Source organism: Pseudovibrio sp. Ad13 (genome assembly GCF_001623225.1).
Lineage (GTDB): Bacteria > Pseudomonadota > Alphaproteobacteria > Rhizobiales > Stappiaceae > Pseudovibrio.
The window spans coordinates 715,072-730,994 of record NZ_LMCC01000002.1 but is presented as its reverse complement, the minus strand read 5'-3'; the positions used below and the strand labels follow the sequence as shown (position 1 = coordinate 730,994).

Below are 15,923 nucleotides of genomic sequence, written 5' to 3'. Positions count from 1 at the left end.
GAATGTCCATTTTAAGCTGGAGAAACATAATGACAAATCTCTATGAGACCAGAGATGCCGCAGACAACACGTCTACATCCTACCGTTTGAGGGACACGGGGCAGGATGCGCAGGGATCGGACAACAATATCTTCGAGACAGTTCAGGGCACTATAGCCAGTGACGGCGACCACGACTGGTATGAAGTTGAGCTGGTTGCCGGGCAGACCTATACCTTTGCTGCTATTGGCACTTTTGATGGCGAAAGCCGCTTGGTTGACCCTTATCTGCGCCTGCGGGATTCCGATGGGAACCTGCTGGTGGATGACGATGATGGCGGACCGGGCACGCACTCCACTATTACGTTTACCGCAGCAACCAGCGGGACTTTCTATCTTGATGTGGCGTCCTATGGTGATGAAGGCACCGGCCAGTACGGCTTGTCTGCTGTGGAAGGCGACAAAGCTTATTATGACGGTAATATGGGTGCTGGTGCCTTGCTTCGCCCAGGCCTCTCATGGAGTGGACCGGGTACAGCTGCGACAGTGACTTATGGCTTCCGTGAGAACAACAACGGGGTTGAAGACACGTTTGCGCATGTCACTGATGAGCAGATTGCAGCTATTGAGAAGGTGCTGGCCTCCTACTCAGAAATTGCCAATATCTCGTTTGATCGGGTGAACCCGGACGGATACACCGACGATGCGACCATGCTGTTTTCCAACTACAACTCCACCACGGATGGTGCTGGTGCCTATGCATACTATCCAGGTTCGCCGGAGGCTGGTGAAAATGAAGGCGACGTTTGGCTGAACACGAACAGTGTCTCAACCGATGAGTTGCCAACCGGCTCTTACAGCCACTTTGCTGTGATGCACGAGATCGGTCATGCTGTGGGGCTGGCGCATCCGGGGGACTACAACGCTGGTCCGGGTGTTCGAATTACTTATGATGAACATGCTCAGTTCCGTCAGGATACGCAGCAGTATTCTGTGATGAGCTATTTTGATGAGAGTAACGCCGATTCCAACCTCGGCTACGGTGGCTTCCCGGACACGCTCATGCCGCTGGATGTGCTGGCACTTCAGCAGCTTTACGGGGTGAATATGACCACCCGTGCGGATGACACGGTCTACGGCTACAACTCCAATGCTGGTGGTGCCTATGACTTTTCCGAGGGGATGCCCAGCGCGGTGACCATTTGGGATGCCGGTGGTAATGACACCATCGACATGTCAGGTGCTGGTAAAGTCAACCAGATGATCAGCCTCATTGATGGCTCCTTCTCCGATGTGGGTGGTGGCCTGAGTAATCTGGCGATTGCTTACAACGCCGTTATCGAGAACGCGATTGGCAGTGGCGGCGATGACACCATCATCGGCAATGCGGCTGGCAATACTCTAGTTGGCAAAGCTGGCAATGACACGCTGCTCGGCAACGGTGGCAAGGACAAGCTGATTGGCGGAAACGGTCACGATACCCTGCGTGGTGGCTCTGGCAATGATGTGCTGAAAGGCGGTGCCGGGGACGATACTCTGGATGGAGGCTCTGGTGCGGACAAGTTGATTGCAGGTGCTGGTGACGACACGCTCACAGGCGGTTCAGGCGCTGACAACTTCTGCTTCTTCAATCTGGGAGGTGATGACACCATCAACGACTTTGAACTTGGCAGTGATCTCATCATGATCAAGAGCCGCATGGCAGAGTTTGCCAACCTCACCATCTTTGACGATGGCGGAGATACCGTGATCACCTTTGGAACAAACTCCATTTCTCTGGTGAATGTGGATGCTGCACTCCTTGGCGAAAGCGACTTTGCTTTCGTGTAGTCAGCAGAAACTGGTCAGTGCCCTATCAACCCAGGGCACTGACTCAGGTTTTAAGAGGTCGCCTCAGCCATTGCCGGTTCCAAATGCTCTGCGCCAAGCATTGCCTTAAACTGCTGAAGAGCATCAGTGGCGAGCCCGGCGGCTTCAAGAACAGCTGCTGCAAAGGATACCGGGGCCGTTCCAGGAGCGGAAATCACGCCACGATCCGAGATGGTGGATGCACTTGACTGGTAGTGTTCAGCACCTTTGTAGTTTTTCGCATTTTGCTGCAGGAATTCTGCGTTGTTTGATGTGTGTCTCGCTTCATTCAGCAGACCTGCTCTGGCAAGAGCCAATGTGCCACCGCAAATTCCAGCAACAGCACCACCGCGCTCGTGGTGAGCCCTGAGCAGATCTGCGATATCCGGAGCCTGTTCAGTTTCCCAGATTGTTCCCCCAACAACGACAATAACACTTGGTTCAAACGTCCTGATCTCATCCAGCTTACGCGAGACAATCGCAGCTAGCCCGCCTTGCGATTTCACTTCACCGACCTGAGGGGTGAAGAACTCAACCTGCATGCCGAAAAATGGGCCGCCAGTGCCAGCAATCAATGCGTATTCCCAATCGGCAAAGCCTTGGGTGAGGATCACTGCAATCTTCGTCATTTCAAATATCCTTTTGAACAATCATCCGGGTTGATCGCCATCGCTTACAATAGATTCTGTTCACTATATGTTCCAGAGGCAGGATTGGCTATCCCTTTCTTATGAGAACGACAAAACAGATGCTCTTGCTTCCATACAGGCAGATTTCTTTGATCTGAACTACCACATCAAATCCCAGGGATTTAGGTCTTGGCTGAGATGTGTTGCCCTGTGAGTTCAAGTTGAGTTGGGGAGGCATAAATGGGGCAATGGAAACTTCCTGTTCAGACTGCGATTGCAGCACTGATGATGGGGTGTGCCACGTTTGTTGCCTTTGCAATTGATGGCAAGCCGCCACAGCATTATCCAGAGCTGGTCGGGCAATGGGTGGTGATCAAGAAAGATGCTGTTTACTGGCATCGGGATATCCAAAGTCAGGAGAACGGACCTTCTCATTTGCGGATAGATGAGCAAACAGGACCCGTGCTGGAGGGAGTTTTCTTCTGGCAGGTCAGTCCCGGGTCCGGGCGAGATCATGATGGGCGGTCCGAGGTCTCAAAATCCAAAGAGCCTGTGATTGGGATGATCGGTTGGGATGGGGCTTCCATCACACTTGTTGAGCACCCTGACACAGGCACTATGCAGGGGCGCATGATAAACTCTGACACAATGGAGCTGGTGCACTATGAGGCCGGACCGTATGCAACGGTCTCGCGATATTTGCTCGTGCGACCTTAATTACTCCAGCCATGTTTTGAACTTCAACTTCATGCTCATCAAAGCGCAATCAGGTTTGAGATCACCCAGGTGTTCATCAGGTCAATGAAGAAGCCGCAGGTGAGTGGCACAATGAGGAATGCTTTAGGCGATGCACCAAACTGACGGGTGACGGAGGTCATATTCAACACGGCTGTAGCGGTGGAACCGAGCGCTATCCCGCCAAAGCCTGCTGCGATAACAGCTGCATCATAATCCTTGCCCATGGAGGTGAAGACGATAAAGAGGGCATAGCTAATGGCAAGTGCGATTTGCAGGGACATCACCAGTGCGACGAAGCCCATAAACTGCCAAACCACCAGCAGGTCCATGGTCATCAGCGCGATGCTGAGGAAGATACCGAGGCTGATGTCTGAGATCATCGCCATGCCTTTTTCGCGGCCAACATTGTCGTAGTTGCGAAACAGCAGGCGGCCCACGTTGTTTATGATGATGCCTGCGACAAGAATTGGCACGAATACCGGAATAACGACGCCAGCTTCCTGCAGGCCAAGATACATCATGTAGCCGATGAAAATTGCCATATTGATGAAGAAGACTGCCCCCAGAACATCGTAGTAGTGCAGATTCAGCTTACCATCGTCCTTGAAATTCTGCCCGACAGCTTCGTCTGTGCTGAGGGATCCTGCCAGTTTATGCCGTTTCATGAGGTACTGAGCAATTGGTCCGCCGATAATACACGCAGACACGATGCCCACAGTGTTACAGGCAATACCGATCTCCTGCGCATTTGCGACGCCAAGTTCTGAAGCAAAAATTGGTGCCCATGCAAGCGTTGTCCCTACCCCGCCGGATAGCGAGACTGACCCGGCGATGATGCCTGTGTGTACTGGATAGCCATAGACGCTGGCCGCCCCCATGCCGACAAAATTCTGAACACCAAGAAACACCGAGGAAATGATGATGAGAATGACAAGTGGCTTGCCACCTGTAAGAAGGTCACTCACCTTTGCACGAAGGCCAATTGCCGCGAAGAAATAAATCAGAAAGAAATCAATCGGTTCTGTCGAGAATTTAAGTTTCACACCCCACCAGACCGTCAGCACAGTAACAAGAATGGCGCACAGCAATCCGCCAGCCAGAGGGTCAGGGATCGTCAGTTTGCGAAGGGCTACACTTTTTCGAACGAGCTCTCGTCCGACAAACAAAACAAGGATTGCAATTGTGATTGTCGTAAATGGATCAATCTCAATTAGCTCAGGTTGCGCACCTTCCATACGGGCCTCACTGTTCACCAGCCTTGGTTCTATCAGCATGACCTCACTTGCCGTTTAAAAGTGATCTGCGTATTTTAATCGGGGTGATCCATTTTATTTACTCTGATGCGGCAACAAAACCTTATGTATTGCGTAGATTTTCGAGAATTTCTTGTGTAAGGAAGACCTTCAATTTCAATATTACAGCGGCTCAACTGTCCCCATGACTAAACTAGACAATGAAGCACTTGCTGACGCATATAACCGGGCTCTGGATCTGGAAAAAGCAGGCAAGTTTGATGAGGCTGCTGAGGCCTACAAAGCAGTTCTGGAGTTAGATCCGGAAGATCATGGTGGCGTGGCCGTTCGCCTGGCAAGTATGGGCAAAGGGAATGCGCCCCTCAAAGCGCCGGATGCTTATGTGAGCACGCTGTTTGATCAGCATGCCGAAGTGTTCGACATGGTTCTGGTGGATCAGCTCGGTTATTCCGTTCCACTGATGGTACGTGACAAGATTGAAAAGCTGGAACTTGGCTCCTTCAAACGTTTGCTGGACCTTGGTTGCGGGACTGGCCTTTCCGGCGAAGCCCTGAATAACCTGGTGCCCCATAAAACCGGCGTGGACATTGCCGAGGGGATGGTTGAAGTTGCGGATGAGAAAGAAATCTACGACGACCTCTACGTGGGTGAAGTGGTTGAATTTCTCAAGGTTGAGGAAGAAGAGCGCTGGGACCTCATCGTCGCGACTGATGTGCTGCCCTACATGGGCGAGCTGGAAGAGTTTTTCGCCGGTGTAGCGGACAACATTGAAGCCAATGGTGTCTTTGCATTTTCCTCTGAGACACTTCCTGCAGAGGAGTTAGGCGAGCAGAACTTCATGGTGGGCAAGTACCATCGGTTTGCACATGCTGAGAGCTATGTTCGGAACTTGCTGGTGAGCAGTGGCTTTACCATTCTTGATCTTTCGCCAATCACCGTTCGCTTTGAACAGGGTGAGCCAGTTCCGGGTCATCTGGTTATTGCGGCCTACAAGAAGAGCTAAGGGCGTAAAAATAACTAGATAAAGTCAGGTGACTATTAATTGTTAAAATTGTATTAATGTCGCGAATGACTTAGATTTCCCCCTAGGAAATAAGCGTGTAGTTCTATAACTTGCACAACCGTAGATACGTCCGTCACATACGCGGAGCAACATGGGTGCCCATGACCAGTCTTAATATCAATGGCAGATCAATTGATGCCAAGCTTGGTGAAACACTTCTAGAAGTCGCTGAGCGTGGTGGACTAGCTTTGCAGTGTGACTGCGGGAATAGCACTTGTGAAAGCACGCGCGTTACTGTGATTTCCGGTGAGGTGGAAGCCAATGGCTCTCGGCTGAAAAGTACCGTTCTTGCTTGTAAGGCAACGGTTGCTGGCGATGCTGAGCTGAAGCTGCCCGCATCCTCTGAATTGCAGTCGCTTAAGGGGCATGTTTCTGCAGTGCGGAAGGTTTCGGATGACCTTTTCGAGTTGCGCCTGAGCTTTACCAAGCCGATTTCATGGCGTCCGGGCCAGTATTACCATGTCGAGTTTCGTGGTCAGGAACGGGTGAACCTGTTTGCCAGTTTTGCTCTGGATGCCGGGACTGAGTTCAATACGCTGATCTTTCTCATAGAACGGGCCAACACCCCTGATCTCTTCGCAATGCTTGCGAAGAAGGGCGATGTGAAGGGGCGGGTTGGCATCACCGGCCCTTATGGCTCTTCCTTCCTTGGGCATGATGACGAGCCGCTGATTATGGTTGCCGGACCGAACAGCCTACCTCCGATCTGGGCGATGGCTTTGAGTTCTGCCATGGGGCAGCCGCGCCGTGAGAAGGTGCTCATTCTGGATCAGTCGCTGAAGCAGGACCAGTTTCAGCAGGTGTTTAACTGGCTGAACCGTCGTGGCATACAGCCGATCTTTGCGAACCTGCAAGGTGATGGCGCAACTGAAACCCTGCAGGCACTGCTGCCAGATCTGACCGAGTTTGACATGGCTTACATGGCTGGTTCGCGCGACTTTATTGCCGGCCTTGAGCATGTTTTCATAGATGCGCAAGCCACTTACGGACGCATTCCAAACTTTCAGCCATGGGATGATGCAGTAGAGCAAGTTGATGGCTCCGCCGCGATGGAACCTGCTGAGTGACGATTTAGCCTGCGGCTTTCTTAGTCAGTTTTGAGTTGTTGACCTGCGCTTCCAGCGTGACGCCGCGTGCTTCTTCCAGCATCCAGAAGAGCGCCTGATTGGGAGGTGCAGGCTTGCCAAAGTAATAGCCCTGCGCTTCAGAACATCCCATTGCCGTCAATTGCTCTGCGATCTCTTTGCTTTCAACGCCCTCTGCTGTTGTTGTGATGCCGAGGCTGTTTGCAAGGTCGATGACGGAGTTCACGATGAAGCGGGAGTCATCATCTTCAGTCATACTCATCACAAAAGACCTATCGACTTTGATCCTGTCAAAGGGGAAGCGGCGGAGTGTACTCAGTGAGGAGTAGCCTGTTCCGAAGTCATCCATAGAGATCTTAACGCCGATTTGCTGCAGCTTCGCCAGAGTCTGACGTACGCGCAGATGATCTGCCAGTAACACAGTTTCTGTCACTTCCAGTTCAAGCCGTCCGGGATCCAGACCCGTACGGGCCAGCACATCATCAACAACCGGTAGCAGCTGCTCGCAGTAAATTTGACGTGGTGACAGGTTGACTGCCAAGTTCACCCGCTTGGGCCAACCGACAGCCAGAGAGCAAGCTTCATCCAGTACCCATGCCCCGATTTCCAGAATCAGACCCGTTTCTTCTGCCAGGGGGATAAACTCGAATGGTGAGATGAAACCGTAGCGTGGGTGGTTCCAGCGCAGTAGTGCTTCGAACCCGGAGATTTCGCCGGTTGCCAAGATGACCTGTGGCTGGAAATAAACCTCCAGCTCCCGATTTGCGGTGGCTTTATAGAGGTCAGTGATCAATGTCTGACGCTGCTTAATCTTGGCAGCCATATCATCTTCGAAGAAGCGGAAGGTGTTTCGACCATCATTTTTGGCCTGGTACAAAGCAAGGTCAGCAAAACGAATGAGCTCATCCACGTTTTGATATTCCTTGCTGAATGTGGCGATACCGACACTTGCGGCGACCACGATTTCATGACCTTCCAGGAAACACGGAGAAGCGATGACTTTCAGCACTTCTTTGGCAAGTTGTTCCAGATCTTCTCGGGAGGCAGGCAACTTAGATAGGATCGCGAACTCATCACCGCCGAGACGGGCGACCATCTCTTTGTTCGCCACCTTTTCTCGCAGGATTTTTGCGACGTGGCACAAGAGCTTATCGCCAACTGCATGACCCAATGAATCATTGATTGTCTTGAACTCATCAAGGTCCAACCACAAAATGCCGAAGTGCTCATCTTGTGCCAGAGCAGCTTGTTTCATCTCTTGCAAGCGCTCATTCATCAGCAAACGGTTGGGCAGTTTAGTCAAGGCATCGTGCGTTGCGAGATAGCTCAGATGATCACTGATGCGCTGCCTGTCGGTGATGTCTTCGAAGATCGCAACCCAGCCGCCGCCATCTTGCGGTTCCAGCGTCATCAAGATGACCTGTTCACTTTGCAAAGTAAGTGTAAACGTGCTGCGGACGGTGCTCGGCCAGTGTTGTTGTGCGACAGAGTTTTCGCCATCATCCTGCAAAAACTCCTGGGCCAGAGGCATACATTGGACCATTTCATCCCATGTCATGCCAATTTTGCCCTCGCCTTGTTCACAAGCGAAGATGTCATCAAAGCGCTGATTGAACACAATCAATCTTTTCTGTGTATCGAACATACACAACCCATGGGACATATTGTTCAATGCAGCGTCGAATAACGTATTCTGCTTCACCAATTCCTGTTCTTTTTTGCGCAATTCCTTGTTCTTGCGCTGGATATTGAGGCGCAAACTGTCACGCTCCCGCGCGGAGGCCTGGAGCACTTTAACAGCGCGGGCGATCTCACCGACTTCATCCATCCTTCTGGTGCCCTCTACCCGCACATCAAAGTTACCGCCCGCCACATCAGAGAGGGCATCTGCGATGCGCTGCAGTGGCTGGGACATTTTGCGGGAAACAAACAGGGCTACGATGAAGATGATGAGACAGGCGGTAAAGCCCAACACAATAAGCCGCTGGAAAGTCTGAGCGCTGGTCTCTTCCCCCACATTGCGTAGGCGTTCCTGCGCGTCCAGCAAGACTTCGAGTGGCTTGAAGGCGCAAATCACGAGCGGTGATGGACCGTTATCGCAATACTCGAATGCAGTGTTCAGGATCTTAAGTTTACGCAGGTTTTCAGGCATTTGCAGCGCTTCGACCGGTGCATGTGGCGAGGCACCAACCAGCTTGTCCTGATAGAAAATCGCAATCTCGGCACCTGAGATTTTGCTGTATTCGTCAATCACTCCGGAGTTGAAGGGAAACCACCGCTGCGCCACCAAGGCTCCACGCCACTGTGTGCCCGGGTCGATGAGTGAGGAATAAAGGACTTGAGAGACGCCTGCATCAGGCTCCCCCGGCAATAACGGGCCAAATTGAGTGGCTGGAAGAAGCGTGTATCGGACGGCTGGGCCTGTGCCCGTGGACGGCGTCCAGACAGTGCTAAGCGACTGTTTCAGATGAACTTTGAGGAGCTGTTTCTGGATCAGTCCCGGATCGGCGCGCTTGGATGCTCCGACGATCTGGCCGCGGTAGTTCAGCAGGATAATAGCGTCAAGCGGCGTGCCTTCCTGCACCAGTGACAGGATGTTCACATCCCCTGCCCAGACCCGTGTTTCTGCAGCTTTTACGATGTCACCGCGCTCACCAATGGCAGAAAGGCTGGCTGCTGTTTCGGATAGCTGAGACTGAATACGGTGTCTCACCAGCGCTACGTCACGCTCAAGCGTGGTGGAGAATTGGTTTACGGCGATCTGGGAGAGCTGTTCGCTTTGGAGTTGGAGCGTTCTTTCCCACTGAATTACAACGAGAAATGTCAGCGCAAAATAAGATAGAGCAATGGCGACAACAGAGATGATTGCTAGTTTAAGAGAAATTGAGTGCCGGACTCGTCTCATAGAAATTGCCTGCGCCGAACAGTTTGCTATTCGCCAAATGAACAAAAACCTCGTGCGTGAGGGCACAGAGGTCTCATGAACAAGGCCTGATTGTCGCGAAACTGTCTTAAGCAGGCGTGAGCACTACCAAACTATGAGTTTTGTCGGTTAATGCTCACGAAAGCAGGTTGGTTAAATGCACTTTAATTGCATCGTACTAGGCAGAGAGCTCTAGCTTTCTCTCAGCGTTCACCTCAACGCTTGTCCTAATTTCGTCTGCGTTTTCAATAATTTGTGTCAAGTTGATTGCATCCAGTTCTTCCATGAAAGAGTTCAGCGCATGCTTCAGCTTGCCTTTGAAACGGCAGACACCCGATAACGGGCATGGTTTGGCGGGATTGCATGCAAAGCACTCCACCAGTGCGAAGTTATCTTCAACATTCCGGATGAGTTTACCGATGTTGATAGAAGCTGGCGCATGAGCAAGCATCAGACCACCCAATCGCCCTCGTCTGGATTTGATGTAGCCCTTCCGGTTTAAGATCTGCACGACCTTGGCGACCTGAGGACGCCCGCTGTTGGTTGCCTCAGACAAGCGGTCAATTGTCCACTTATCGCTCCGGTTGACAGCCATGAGCATCAGTATGCGTACCGCTACATCTGTCATCCCAGTTAATTTCATAGGTACCTCGACCTTACTCTAAAGCTGAAATTGCTTCATCGAATTACAGTTAATAAAAACATTTGGGGTATTATTTTTATTGATTGACACCGGTCATATACTACAAAAGAGCAGTACTCACATGGGAACATTGATCTCCATCAAAAGTTATCAAAATATAAATACAATTACCAACTACACACATCCAAACCATTACGCTGGGTCAATTAGAATCTACATTCTATACTTAGCGTAAATAACTTTTTTTGCGTTTTTTTCTTTCGTGACCCCAATATTTCCTTACGTAATAACTGAAAGAAACGAAAACTATGATTTATTAAGTATGGATTTTTAATGAGCGAAACTATCGATGATCGATTGACGTATCACTGTATATCTTCAGCGGAGTTGGAAGAACTTGGAAACTCCCAGGATATCATCATGGCGATCATGCCGGAGGTCTTGGATGAGTTTTATAGACACATTCGAAACTTTCCTGAGACCATGAAGTTTTTCAAGAATGAAGAGCACATGCGTCATGCGCGGGAGAAACAGCATGAGCATTGGCGGCTCATATGCAGTGGAAAGCTGGATGATGACTATGCACAGTCTGTGCAGCGGATCGGCAGAACGCATCAGCGACTCGGCCTAACACCGCAATGGTATATCGGAGCTTACAGTAGGTTGGGGACGTTGCTCAGCGCTGCTCTTCTTGAGCAGTCTGGTGGCGGCTTATTCTCCCGTTCCAGCCGGCCAAGCAAGAACCTGCCTCGCATCCTCAACAAGGTCATCTTGCTTGATATGGACCTTGCGCTGGCGGTTTATGACCAGACCGGGGAAGAGGCGCGTCAAGAGTTTCTGACGGACCTTGCAGAGCATTTTGAGGGATCCGTGGGCCAAGTCACGTCCTCCATTGCCAGCGCTGCAGATCAGCTACATGGGTCTGCAGTTTCTCTTTCCGGTAACTCAGAGCACACCAACGAGATCAGCTCCAGCGTGGCAGCAGCGTCTCTGGATGCCTCTCAAAATGTGGAGGCGGTGCGCTCCGCAACTGAGGAACTGGGGACTGCCATTTCCGAGATTGCCGAGCAGGTTCACAAAACAACGATTACAGCCTCCAACGCGACACTCGCATCCACAAAGGCCTTCCAGCAGGTCAATCATCTGTCTCAAGTGGCAATCGAGATTGGTGACATTATTGATTTAATTACTCAAATATCGGAGCAAACCAATCTGCTCGCCCTCAACGCAACCATTGAAGCGGCGCGTGCCGGTGAGTTGGGCAAAGGCTTTGCTGTGGTTGCACACGAGGTGAAGTCGCTTGCTCAGCAAACAGCAAATGCAACTGTGCAGATCAGCGATCAAATCTCTGGGATTCAGGAGAGCACAAGCGAGTCCAAAGAGGCGATCTCTGAGATCAAAGAGATCATTGAAGAGATGAATGACAGTGCAAATGCCATTGCCAGCGCGGTTGAACAACAAGGCATCGCAACGCAATCCATTGCCGTGAACATCAAGGATGCTGCATTGGGAACCACGCAGGTGTCAGATAGCATCGGCCAGGTACAAAAAGCGGCGGATGAAACCGACAAAACCGCTTCTGGCGTGCTGGATGCTGCACAAATTTTATCCAATCAGGCTGCTGACCTGCGTTCGTCGGTTGGCACTTTTCTCGGCAACTTGAGATAGAAAGCCTTCGCACTTGCGTTAGCTGCACTACGAAAAACTGGTGTTTGTCCTTCAAGCTAAAGACAAACACCAGTGCTCTGCATATCCTGAGAAATTTAAACGACATTCTTCATGAATTCAGTATTTTACAGTTTTAACGAACACCTTACGTAAAATGCATTTATTTCATTCAGGTCACATTTGCAGTGCAACACTTCCTTAAAACTAAATAGGACAAAAGATTTACAACATATAATAGAATCTTACTTGGTATTAACCTTTGGTTTAAAAACCATAAGTCGAATTGCGATTCATTATACTACCGAACTAGGCTTTCCTTTGCGTGAGCTGACGTAACTGTTTCTGGTGAACAAGGAATGGTGAACGCGGCAGGTTCTTAGGAGGACGGGACCTCTATCACGTCAATTCGGGCATTTTGCCTTTCGGGAGGATTTCATGAGCATTATTCGTAGGCCGATGAATCGGCGTAGCCTATTGAAGGCGGGAGCAGCCAGTGGTCTGGTTCTGGCGACCCCAACTATTATCAGCCGCAGCGCCTGGGCTGAAACCAATTTCCGTAATGACCCAACCAATTCTAAAACAGTCACCTTCGGTTTCAACGTGCCACAAACAGGCGCATATGCTGACGAAGGCGCTGACGAACTGCGCGCTTATCAGCTGGCCGTCAAACACCTGAACGGTGAAGGTGACGGCGGTATGCTGAGCACCATGAAGCCGCTTTCGCTCAATGGTAACGGCGTTCTTGGCAAGAAAGTTGACTACGTCACCGGTGATACTCAAACAAAGTCTGATGCGGCCCGCGCCTCTGCAAAGCGCATGATCGAAAAAGACGGCGTTGTCATGTGGTCTGGTGGCTCTTCTTCCGGCGTGGCGATTGCACAGCAGTCTCTGGCGCAGGAAATGGGCATCGTATTTATGTGCGGCCTGACTCACTCCAACGACACCACCGGCAAGGACAAGCGGCGTTATGGCTTCCGCCACTTCTTCAACGCTTATATGTCCGGTGCAGCGCTTGGCCCTGTGCTTGAAAAAGAGATGGGCAAAGACCGCCGTGCTTATCACCTGACAGCTGACTACACATGGGGCTGGACACAGGAAGAGTCCATTGCCAACACCACAGAAGGCCTTGGCTGGGAAACCGTCAACAAAGTCCGTACTCCATTGGGTGCTGGTGACTTCTCTCAGTACATTGCACCTGTTCTGAACTCTGGTGCTGATGTGTTGATCCTGAACCACTACGGTAAGGATATGATCAACTCGCTGACGCAGGCTGTTCAGTTTGGTCTGCGTGACAAGCTTGTAAATGGCAAGAACTTTGAGATCATCGTTCCGCTCTACTCCCGCCTTATGGCTCAGGGTGCAGGCGAAAACATCAAGGGTATTTACGGCACAACCAACTGGAACTGGTCCTTGCAGGACGACGGTTCCAAGGCCTTTGTTAAGTCGTTCGGCCAGGAATATGGCTTCCCACCATCCCAGGCTGCACACACCTGCTACGTTCAGACACTGCTTTATGCAGATGCGTGTGAGCGTGCGGGCACCTTCAATCCAGCAGAGGTTATCAAAGTTCTGGAAGATCACCAGTTCGACGGTATGGGTAACGGCCCAACTCTTTACCGCGGCTCTGATCACCAGTGCTTCAAGGATGTGCTGGTCGTGAAAGGTAACGAGAACGCGACTTCCCAGTTTGACCTTCTGGAAGTTGTTGAAGTGACACCTGCTTCTCAAGTCACGTATGACCCAGAGATCTTTGGTGGCGAGCTTGGACCTTACAAGGTCTAACAGCACCGTTTGCCCGGCTGCAGTTTTTGCAGCCGGGTAATGGCTCCTGCTTGAACCACTGATGTTCCGCATTGGATGCCTTGCACCTTCTCACGAATCTAAAGGGAGAAGAGCGGATGGACGCCATCGTTCTTCAAATTCTCAACGGCCTTGATAAGGGCGGTGCCTATGCTTTGATTGCGCTTGGGCTAACGCTTATCTTCGGTACGCTTGGAGTTGTGAACTTCGCCCATGGGGCCTTGTTTATGCTTGGCGCATTTTGTGCCGTAGCTTTCAATAAACTGATCGGCCTTGAGCAGGTTGTCGTCGATCCTACCAAGACCACGGCCTGGGGTACGCCTTTGGAAACCCGTGTGCCTTACATTGAGGTTTGGCTGGGTGACACTGGCACGACGATGCTGAACTACTCCGTTCCATTGTCTATTGCATTTGCCATTCCGGTCATGCTGCTGGTTGGGTATGTGATGGAACGTGGTTTGATCCGCCACTTCTACAAGCGCCCACATGCTGAGCAGATCCTTGTGACCTTTGGTCTGGCCATTGTTTTGCAAGAGATCATCAAAACTTATTTCGGGGCAAACCCTATTCCGCAATCTGCACCAGACATGGTGCGCGGCGCGATGGACCTGGGCATTTGGATCGGCTTTGATCCGGGAACTGTCGTTTATCCGCAGTGGCGCATTGTGTATCTGTTCTTCTCACTTAGCGTGATTGGCGGGGTCTTTGCCTTCCTGCAGTTCACCACCTTTGGCATGGTTGTTCGCGCTGGCATGGCTGACCGCGAAACTGTTGGCCTTCTTGGCATCAACATTGAGCGTCGCTTTACGCTGGTCTTTGCCGTTGCTGCCGTCGTCGCAGGTCTTGCTGGCGTTATGTACACGCCGATCCTTCCGCCAGATTATCACATGGGTATGGACTTCCTTGTGCTGTCCTTCGTGGTGGTGGTCGTGGGGGGGATGGGCTCTTTGCCCGGTGCCGTATCCGCTGGCTTCCTGCTGGGCATCTTGCAAAGCTTTGCGAGTATGAATGAGGTGAAGACCATTCTGCCGGGTATCGACCAGATCATTATCTATCTTGTTGCAGTTATTATTCTTCTGGTTCGTCCACGTGGACTTATGGGCCGTAAAGGTGTGATGGAGACCTGAGCCAATGATGACCAAGATTTCTCCACGCTCCGACCTGCTCATGCTTGTGCTGTTTACAGCTGCAATCCTGACAATGCCAATCTGGCTGGCTCCGATTGGTGCCGGGTATCCAGACCTCTTGCAAAAGTTTGCGATTTTCGGGCTGTTTGCTCTGGGCTTCAACCTGCTGTTTGGCCTGACTGGTTATCTCAGCTTTGGTCATGCAGCTTTTCTGGGCATCGGTTCTTACGCCGCGGTCTGGAGCTTCAAACTGCTGGGAATGAACCCTATTCCAGCACTGCTCTTTTCCGTGGTGTTTTCCAGCCTGTTTGCGGTAGCCATTGGGTATATCTCGCTGCGCCGGTCAGGCATTTACTTTTCCATTCTGACGCTGGCGTTTGCGCAGATGAGCTATAATCTGGCGTACTCTGTGCTAACCCCAATCACCAATGGTGAGACTGGCTTGCGGGTACTGCAATCTGACCCACGGTTGTTTGACAGCACTTCAGAAGCGTCCGGTCCGTTGATTTCCAATCTGTTTGGGATTGAGATGACCGGGTACTCGGGTTTCTACTTCTGTGCTGTTCTGCTCATCATCGGATTTTACATTTCACAACGCATTTTCCGCAGCCCCTTTGGAATGATGCTGCGTGCGGTGAAATCCAACCAGAACCGCATGAGTTATACCGGCCTCAATACACGGCCTTACACCCTTACTGCTTTCGTCATTTCCGGCACGTTTGCTGGTGTTGCAGGTAGCCTGCTGGCCGTGACGGATCCGCTTGCGGGTGCTGAGCGCATGCAGTGGACGGCATCTGGTGAGGTGGTTTTGATGACCATCCTGGGTGGTGCTGGCACTCTGCTTGGGCCGATCCTAGGTGCAGGTCTCATCAAGTACTTCGAGAACATCTTCTCTGCATACAACGAGCAGACACTGCATGCCATTTTCTCCTTCCTGCCTGACTTCATGGAGGGAGCAGTAGTGAGCCTTGCAAGCTTGTTTGTGGGCGAAGGCTGGCATTTGACGCTTGGTTTGTTGTTCATGGTGATCGTGATCTTCCTGCCGGGTGGCATCATGGAAGGCTTCAACCGGATAACCAAGCTGTTCCGCCGGAGACCTTCGCGTGTTGGCAAGAGAACAGGTCATTCGCATTCTCCAGCATCAGCCAATGCAGCGGAATAAAGAGAG

Annotated in this window: 12 protein-coding genes; 8 read left to right on the top strand and 4 right to left on the bottom strand. The window is 51.3% G+C overall.

The genetic code is table 11. The features are described from left to right. Positions 1 to 29 precede the first annotated feature (29 nt). Entirely contained in the window at positions 30 to 1,808 is a 1,779-nt protein-coding gene (locus PsAD13_RS28455) for a M10 family metallopeptidase C-terminal domain-containing protein (protein WP_153040838.1), read from the top strand. A gap of 50 nt (positions 1,809 to 1,858) precedes the next feature. On the opposite strand, the gene PsAD13_RS04215 is transcribed toward PsAD13_RS28455, so the two are convergent. Further along, entirely contained in the window at positions 1,859 to 2,455 is a 597-nt protein-coding gene (locus tag PsAD13_RS04215) for a DJ-1/PfpI family protein (protein ID WP_057461720.1), read from the bottom strand. A 240-nt stretch (positions 2,456 to 2,695) separates the two neighbouring features. Between PsAD13_RS04215 and PsAD13_RS04210 the strand changes: the two genes are divergently transcribed. Continuing rightward, positions 2,696 to 3,172, top strand: a complete 477-nt coding sequence (locus PsAD13_RS04210) for a hypothetical protein (protein WP_063317339.1) — start codon at positions 2,696 to 2,698, stop codon at positions 3,170 to 3,172. 38 nt (positions 3,173 to 3,210) lie between these two features. On the opposite strand, the gene gltS is transcribed toward PsAD13_RS04210, so the two are convergent. Next, the gene (gene gltS / locus PsAD13_RS04205) at positions 3,211 to 4,467 is read right to left on the bottom strand and encodes a sodium/glutamate symporter (protein WP_208986409.1); all 1,257 of its coding nucleotides are present in this window, start codon (positions 4,465 to 4,467) and stop codon (positions 3,211 to 3,213) included. Positions 4,468 to 4,630: 163 nt separating this feature from the next. On the opposite strand from gltS, the gene PsAD13_RS04200 reads away from it, so the two are divergent. Continuing rightward, entirely contained in the window at positions 4,631 to 5,449 is an 819-nt protein-coding gene (locus PsAD13_RS04200; RefSeq protein ID WP_063317338.1) for a methyltransferase, read from the top strand. A gap of 161 nt (positions 5,450 to 5,610) precedes the next feature. Further along, complete coding sequence (locus PsAD13_RS04195) at positions 5,611 to 6,576, top strand: 2Fe-2S iron-sulfur cluster-binding protein (protein ID WP_063317337.1); 966 nt, start codon at positions 5,611 to 5,613, stop codon at positions 6,574 to 6,576. 4 nt (positions 6,577 to 6,580) lie between these two features. Here PsAD13_RS04195 and PsAD13_RS04190 read toward each other — a convergent pair whose 3' ends face one another. Both PsAD13_RS04190 and PsAD13_RS04185 read right to left on the bottom strand, forming a co-directional pair. After that, on the bottom strand, positions 6,581 to 9,499 hold the full coding sequence (locus PsAD13_RS04190; protein ID WP_063286634.1) for an EAL domain-containing protein: 2,919 nt from the start codon (positions 9,497 to 9,499) through the stop codon (positions 6,581 to 6,583). Between the two features lie 196 nt (positions 9,500 to 9,695). Continuing rightward, positions 9,696 to 10,160 (bottom strand): Rrf2 family transcriptional regulator, encoded by a 465-nt coding sequence (locus tag PsAD13_RS04185; protein ID WP_208860038.1) that lies wholly within the window; start codon positions 10,158 to 10,160, stop codon positions 9,696 to 9,698. 333 nt (positions 10,161 to 10,493) lie between these two features. Here PsAD13_RS04185 and PsAD13_RS04180 point away from each other — a divergent pair, with 333 nt between their 5' ends. The 4 genes from PsAD13_RS04180 (at position 10,494) to PsAD13_RS04165 (ending at position 15,917) form a co-directional block, all read left to right on the top strand. Beyond that, on the top strand, positions 10,494 to 11,828 hold the full coding sequence (locus PsAD13_RS04180; RefSeq protein ID WP_084404321.1) for a globin-coupled sensor protein: 1,335 nt from the start codon (positions 10,494 to 10,496) through the stop codon (positions 11,826 to 11,828). Positions 11,829 to 12,263: 435 nt separating this feature from the next. Beyond that, on the top strand, positions 12,264 to 13,610 hold the full coding sequence (locus PsAD13_RS04175; protein ID WP_193777021.1) for a substrate-binding protein: 1,347 nt from the start codon (positions 12,264 to 12,266) through the stop codon (positions 13,608 to 13,610). 116 nt (positions 13,611 to 13,726) lie between these two features. Further along, positions 13,727 to 14,755, top strand: a complete 1,029-nt coding sequence (locus PsAD13_RS04170) for a branched-chain amino acid ABC transporter permease (protein WP_057461714.1) — start codon at positions 13,727 to 13,729, stop codon at positions 14,753 to 14,755. Positions 14,756 to 14,795: 40 nt separating this feature from the next. Further along, positions 14,796 to 15,917: a branched-chain amino acid ABC transporter permease gene (locus PsAD13_RS04165; RefSeq protein WP_244275099.1), complete on the top strand. Its 1,122-nt coding sequence runs from the start codon at positions 14,796 to 14,798 to the stop codon at positions 15,915 to 15,917. Positions 15,918 to 15,923 lie beyond the last annotated feature (6 nt).

What these genes read in the sequence shown, in the direction of transcription:
- PsAD13_RS04210 (WP_063317339.1), top strand. Translation starts at nt 2,696, where the DNA reads ATGGGGCAATGGAAACTTCCTGTTCAGACTGCGATTGCAGCACTGATG.
- PsAD13_RS04165 (WP_244275099.1), top strand. Translation starts at nt 14,796, where the DNA reads ATGCTTGTGCTGTTTACAGCTGCAATCCTGACAATGCCAATCTGGCTG.
- PsAD13_RS28455 (WP_153040838.1), top strand. Translation starts at nt 30, where the DNA reads ATGACAAATCTCTATGAGACCAGAGATGCCGCAGACAACACGTCTACA.
- PsAD13_RS04200 (WP_063317338.1), top strand. Translation starts at nt 4,631, where the DNA reads ATGACTAAACTAGACAATGAAGCACTTGCTGACGCATATAACCGGGCT.
- gltS (WP_208986409.1), bottom strand. Translation starts at nt 4,467, where the DNA reads ATGCTGATAGAACCAAGGCTGGTGAACAGTGAGGCCCGTATGGAAGGT.
- PsAD13_RS04170 (WP_057461714.1), top strand. Translation starts at nt 13,727, where the DNA reads ATGGACGCCATCGTTCTTCAAATTCTCAACGGCCTTGATAAGGGCGGT.
- PsAD13_RS04215 (WP_057461720.1), bottom strand. Translation starts at nt 2,455, where the DNA reads ATGACGAAGATTGCAGTGATCCTCACCCAAGGCTTTGCCGATTGGGAA.
- PsAD13_RS04185 (WP_208860038.1), bottom strand. Translation starts at nt 10,160, where the DNA reads ATGAAATTAACTGGGATGACAGATGTAGCGGTACGCATACTGATGCTC.
- PsAD13_RS04190 (WP_063286634.1), bottom strand. Translation starts at nt 9,499, where the DNA reads ATGAGACGAGTCCGGCACTCAATTTCTCTTAAACTAGCAATCATCTCT.
- PsAD13_RS04175 (WP_193777021.1), top strand. Translation starts at nt 12,264, where the DNA reads ATGAGCATTATTCGTAGGCCGATGAATCGGCGTAGCCTATTGAAGGCG.
- PsAD13_RS04195 (WP_063317337.1), top strand. Translation starts at nt 5,611, where the DNA reads ATGACCAGTCTTAATATCAATGGCAGATCAATTGATGCCAAGCTTGGT.
- PsAD13_RS04180 (WP_084404321.1), top strand. Translation starts at nt 10,494, where the DNA reads ATGAGCGAAACTATCGATGATCGATTGACGTATCACTGTATATCTTCA.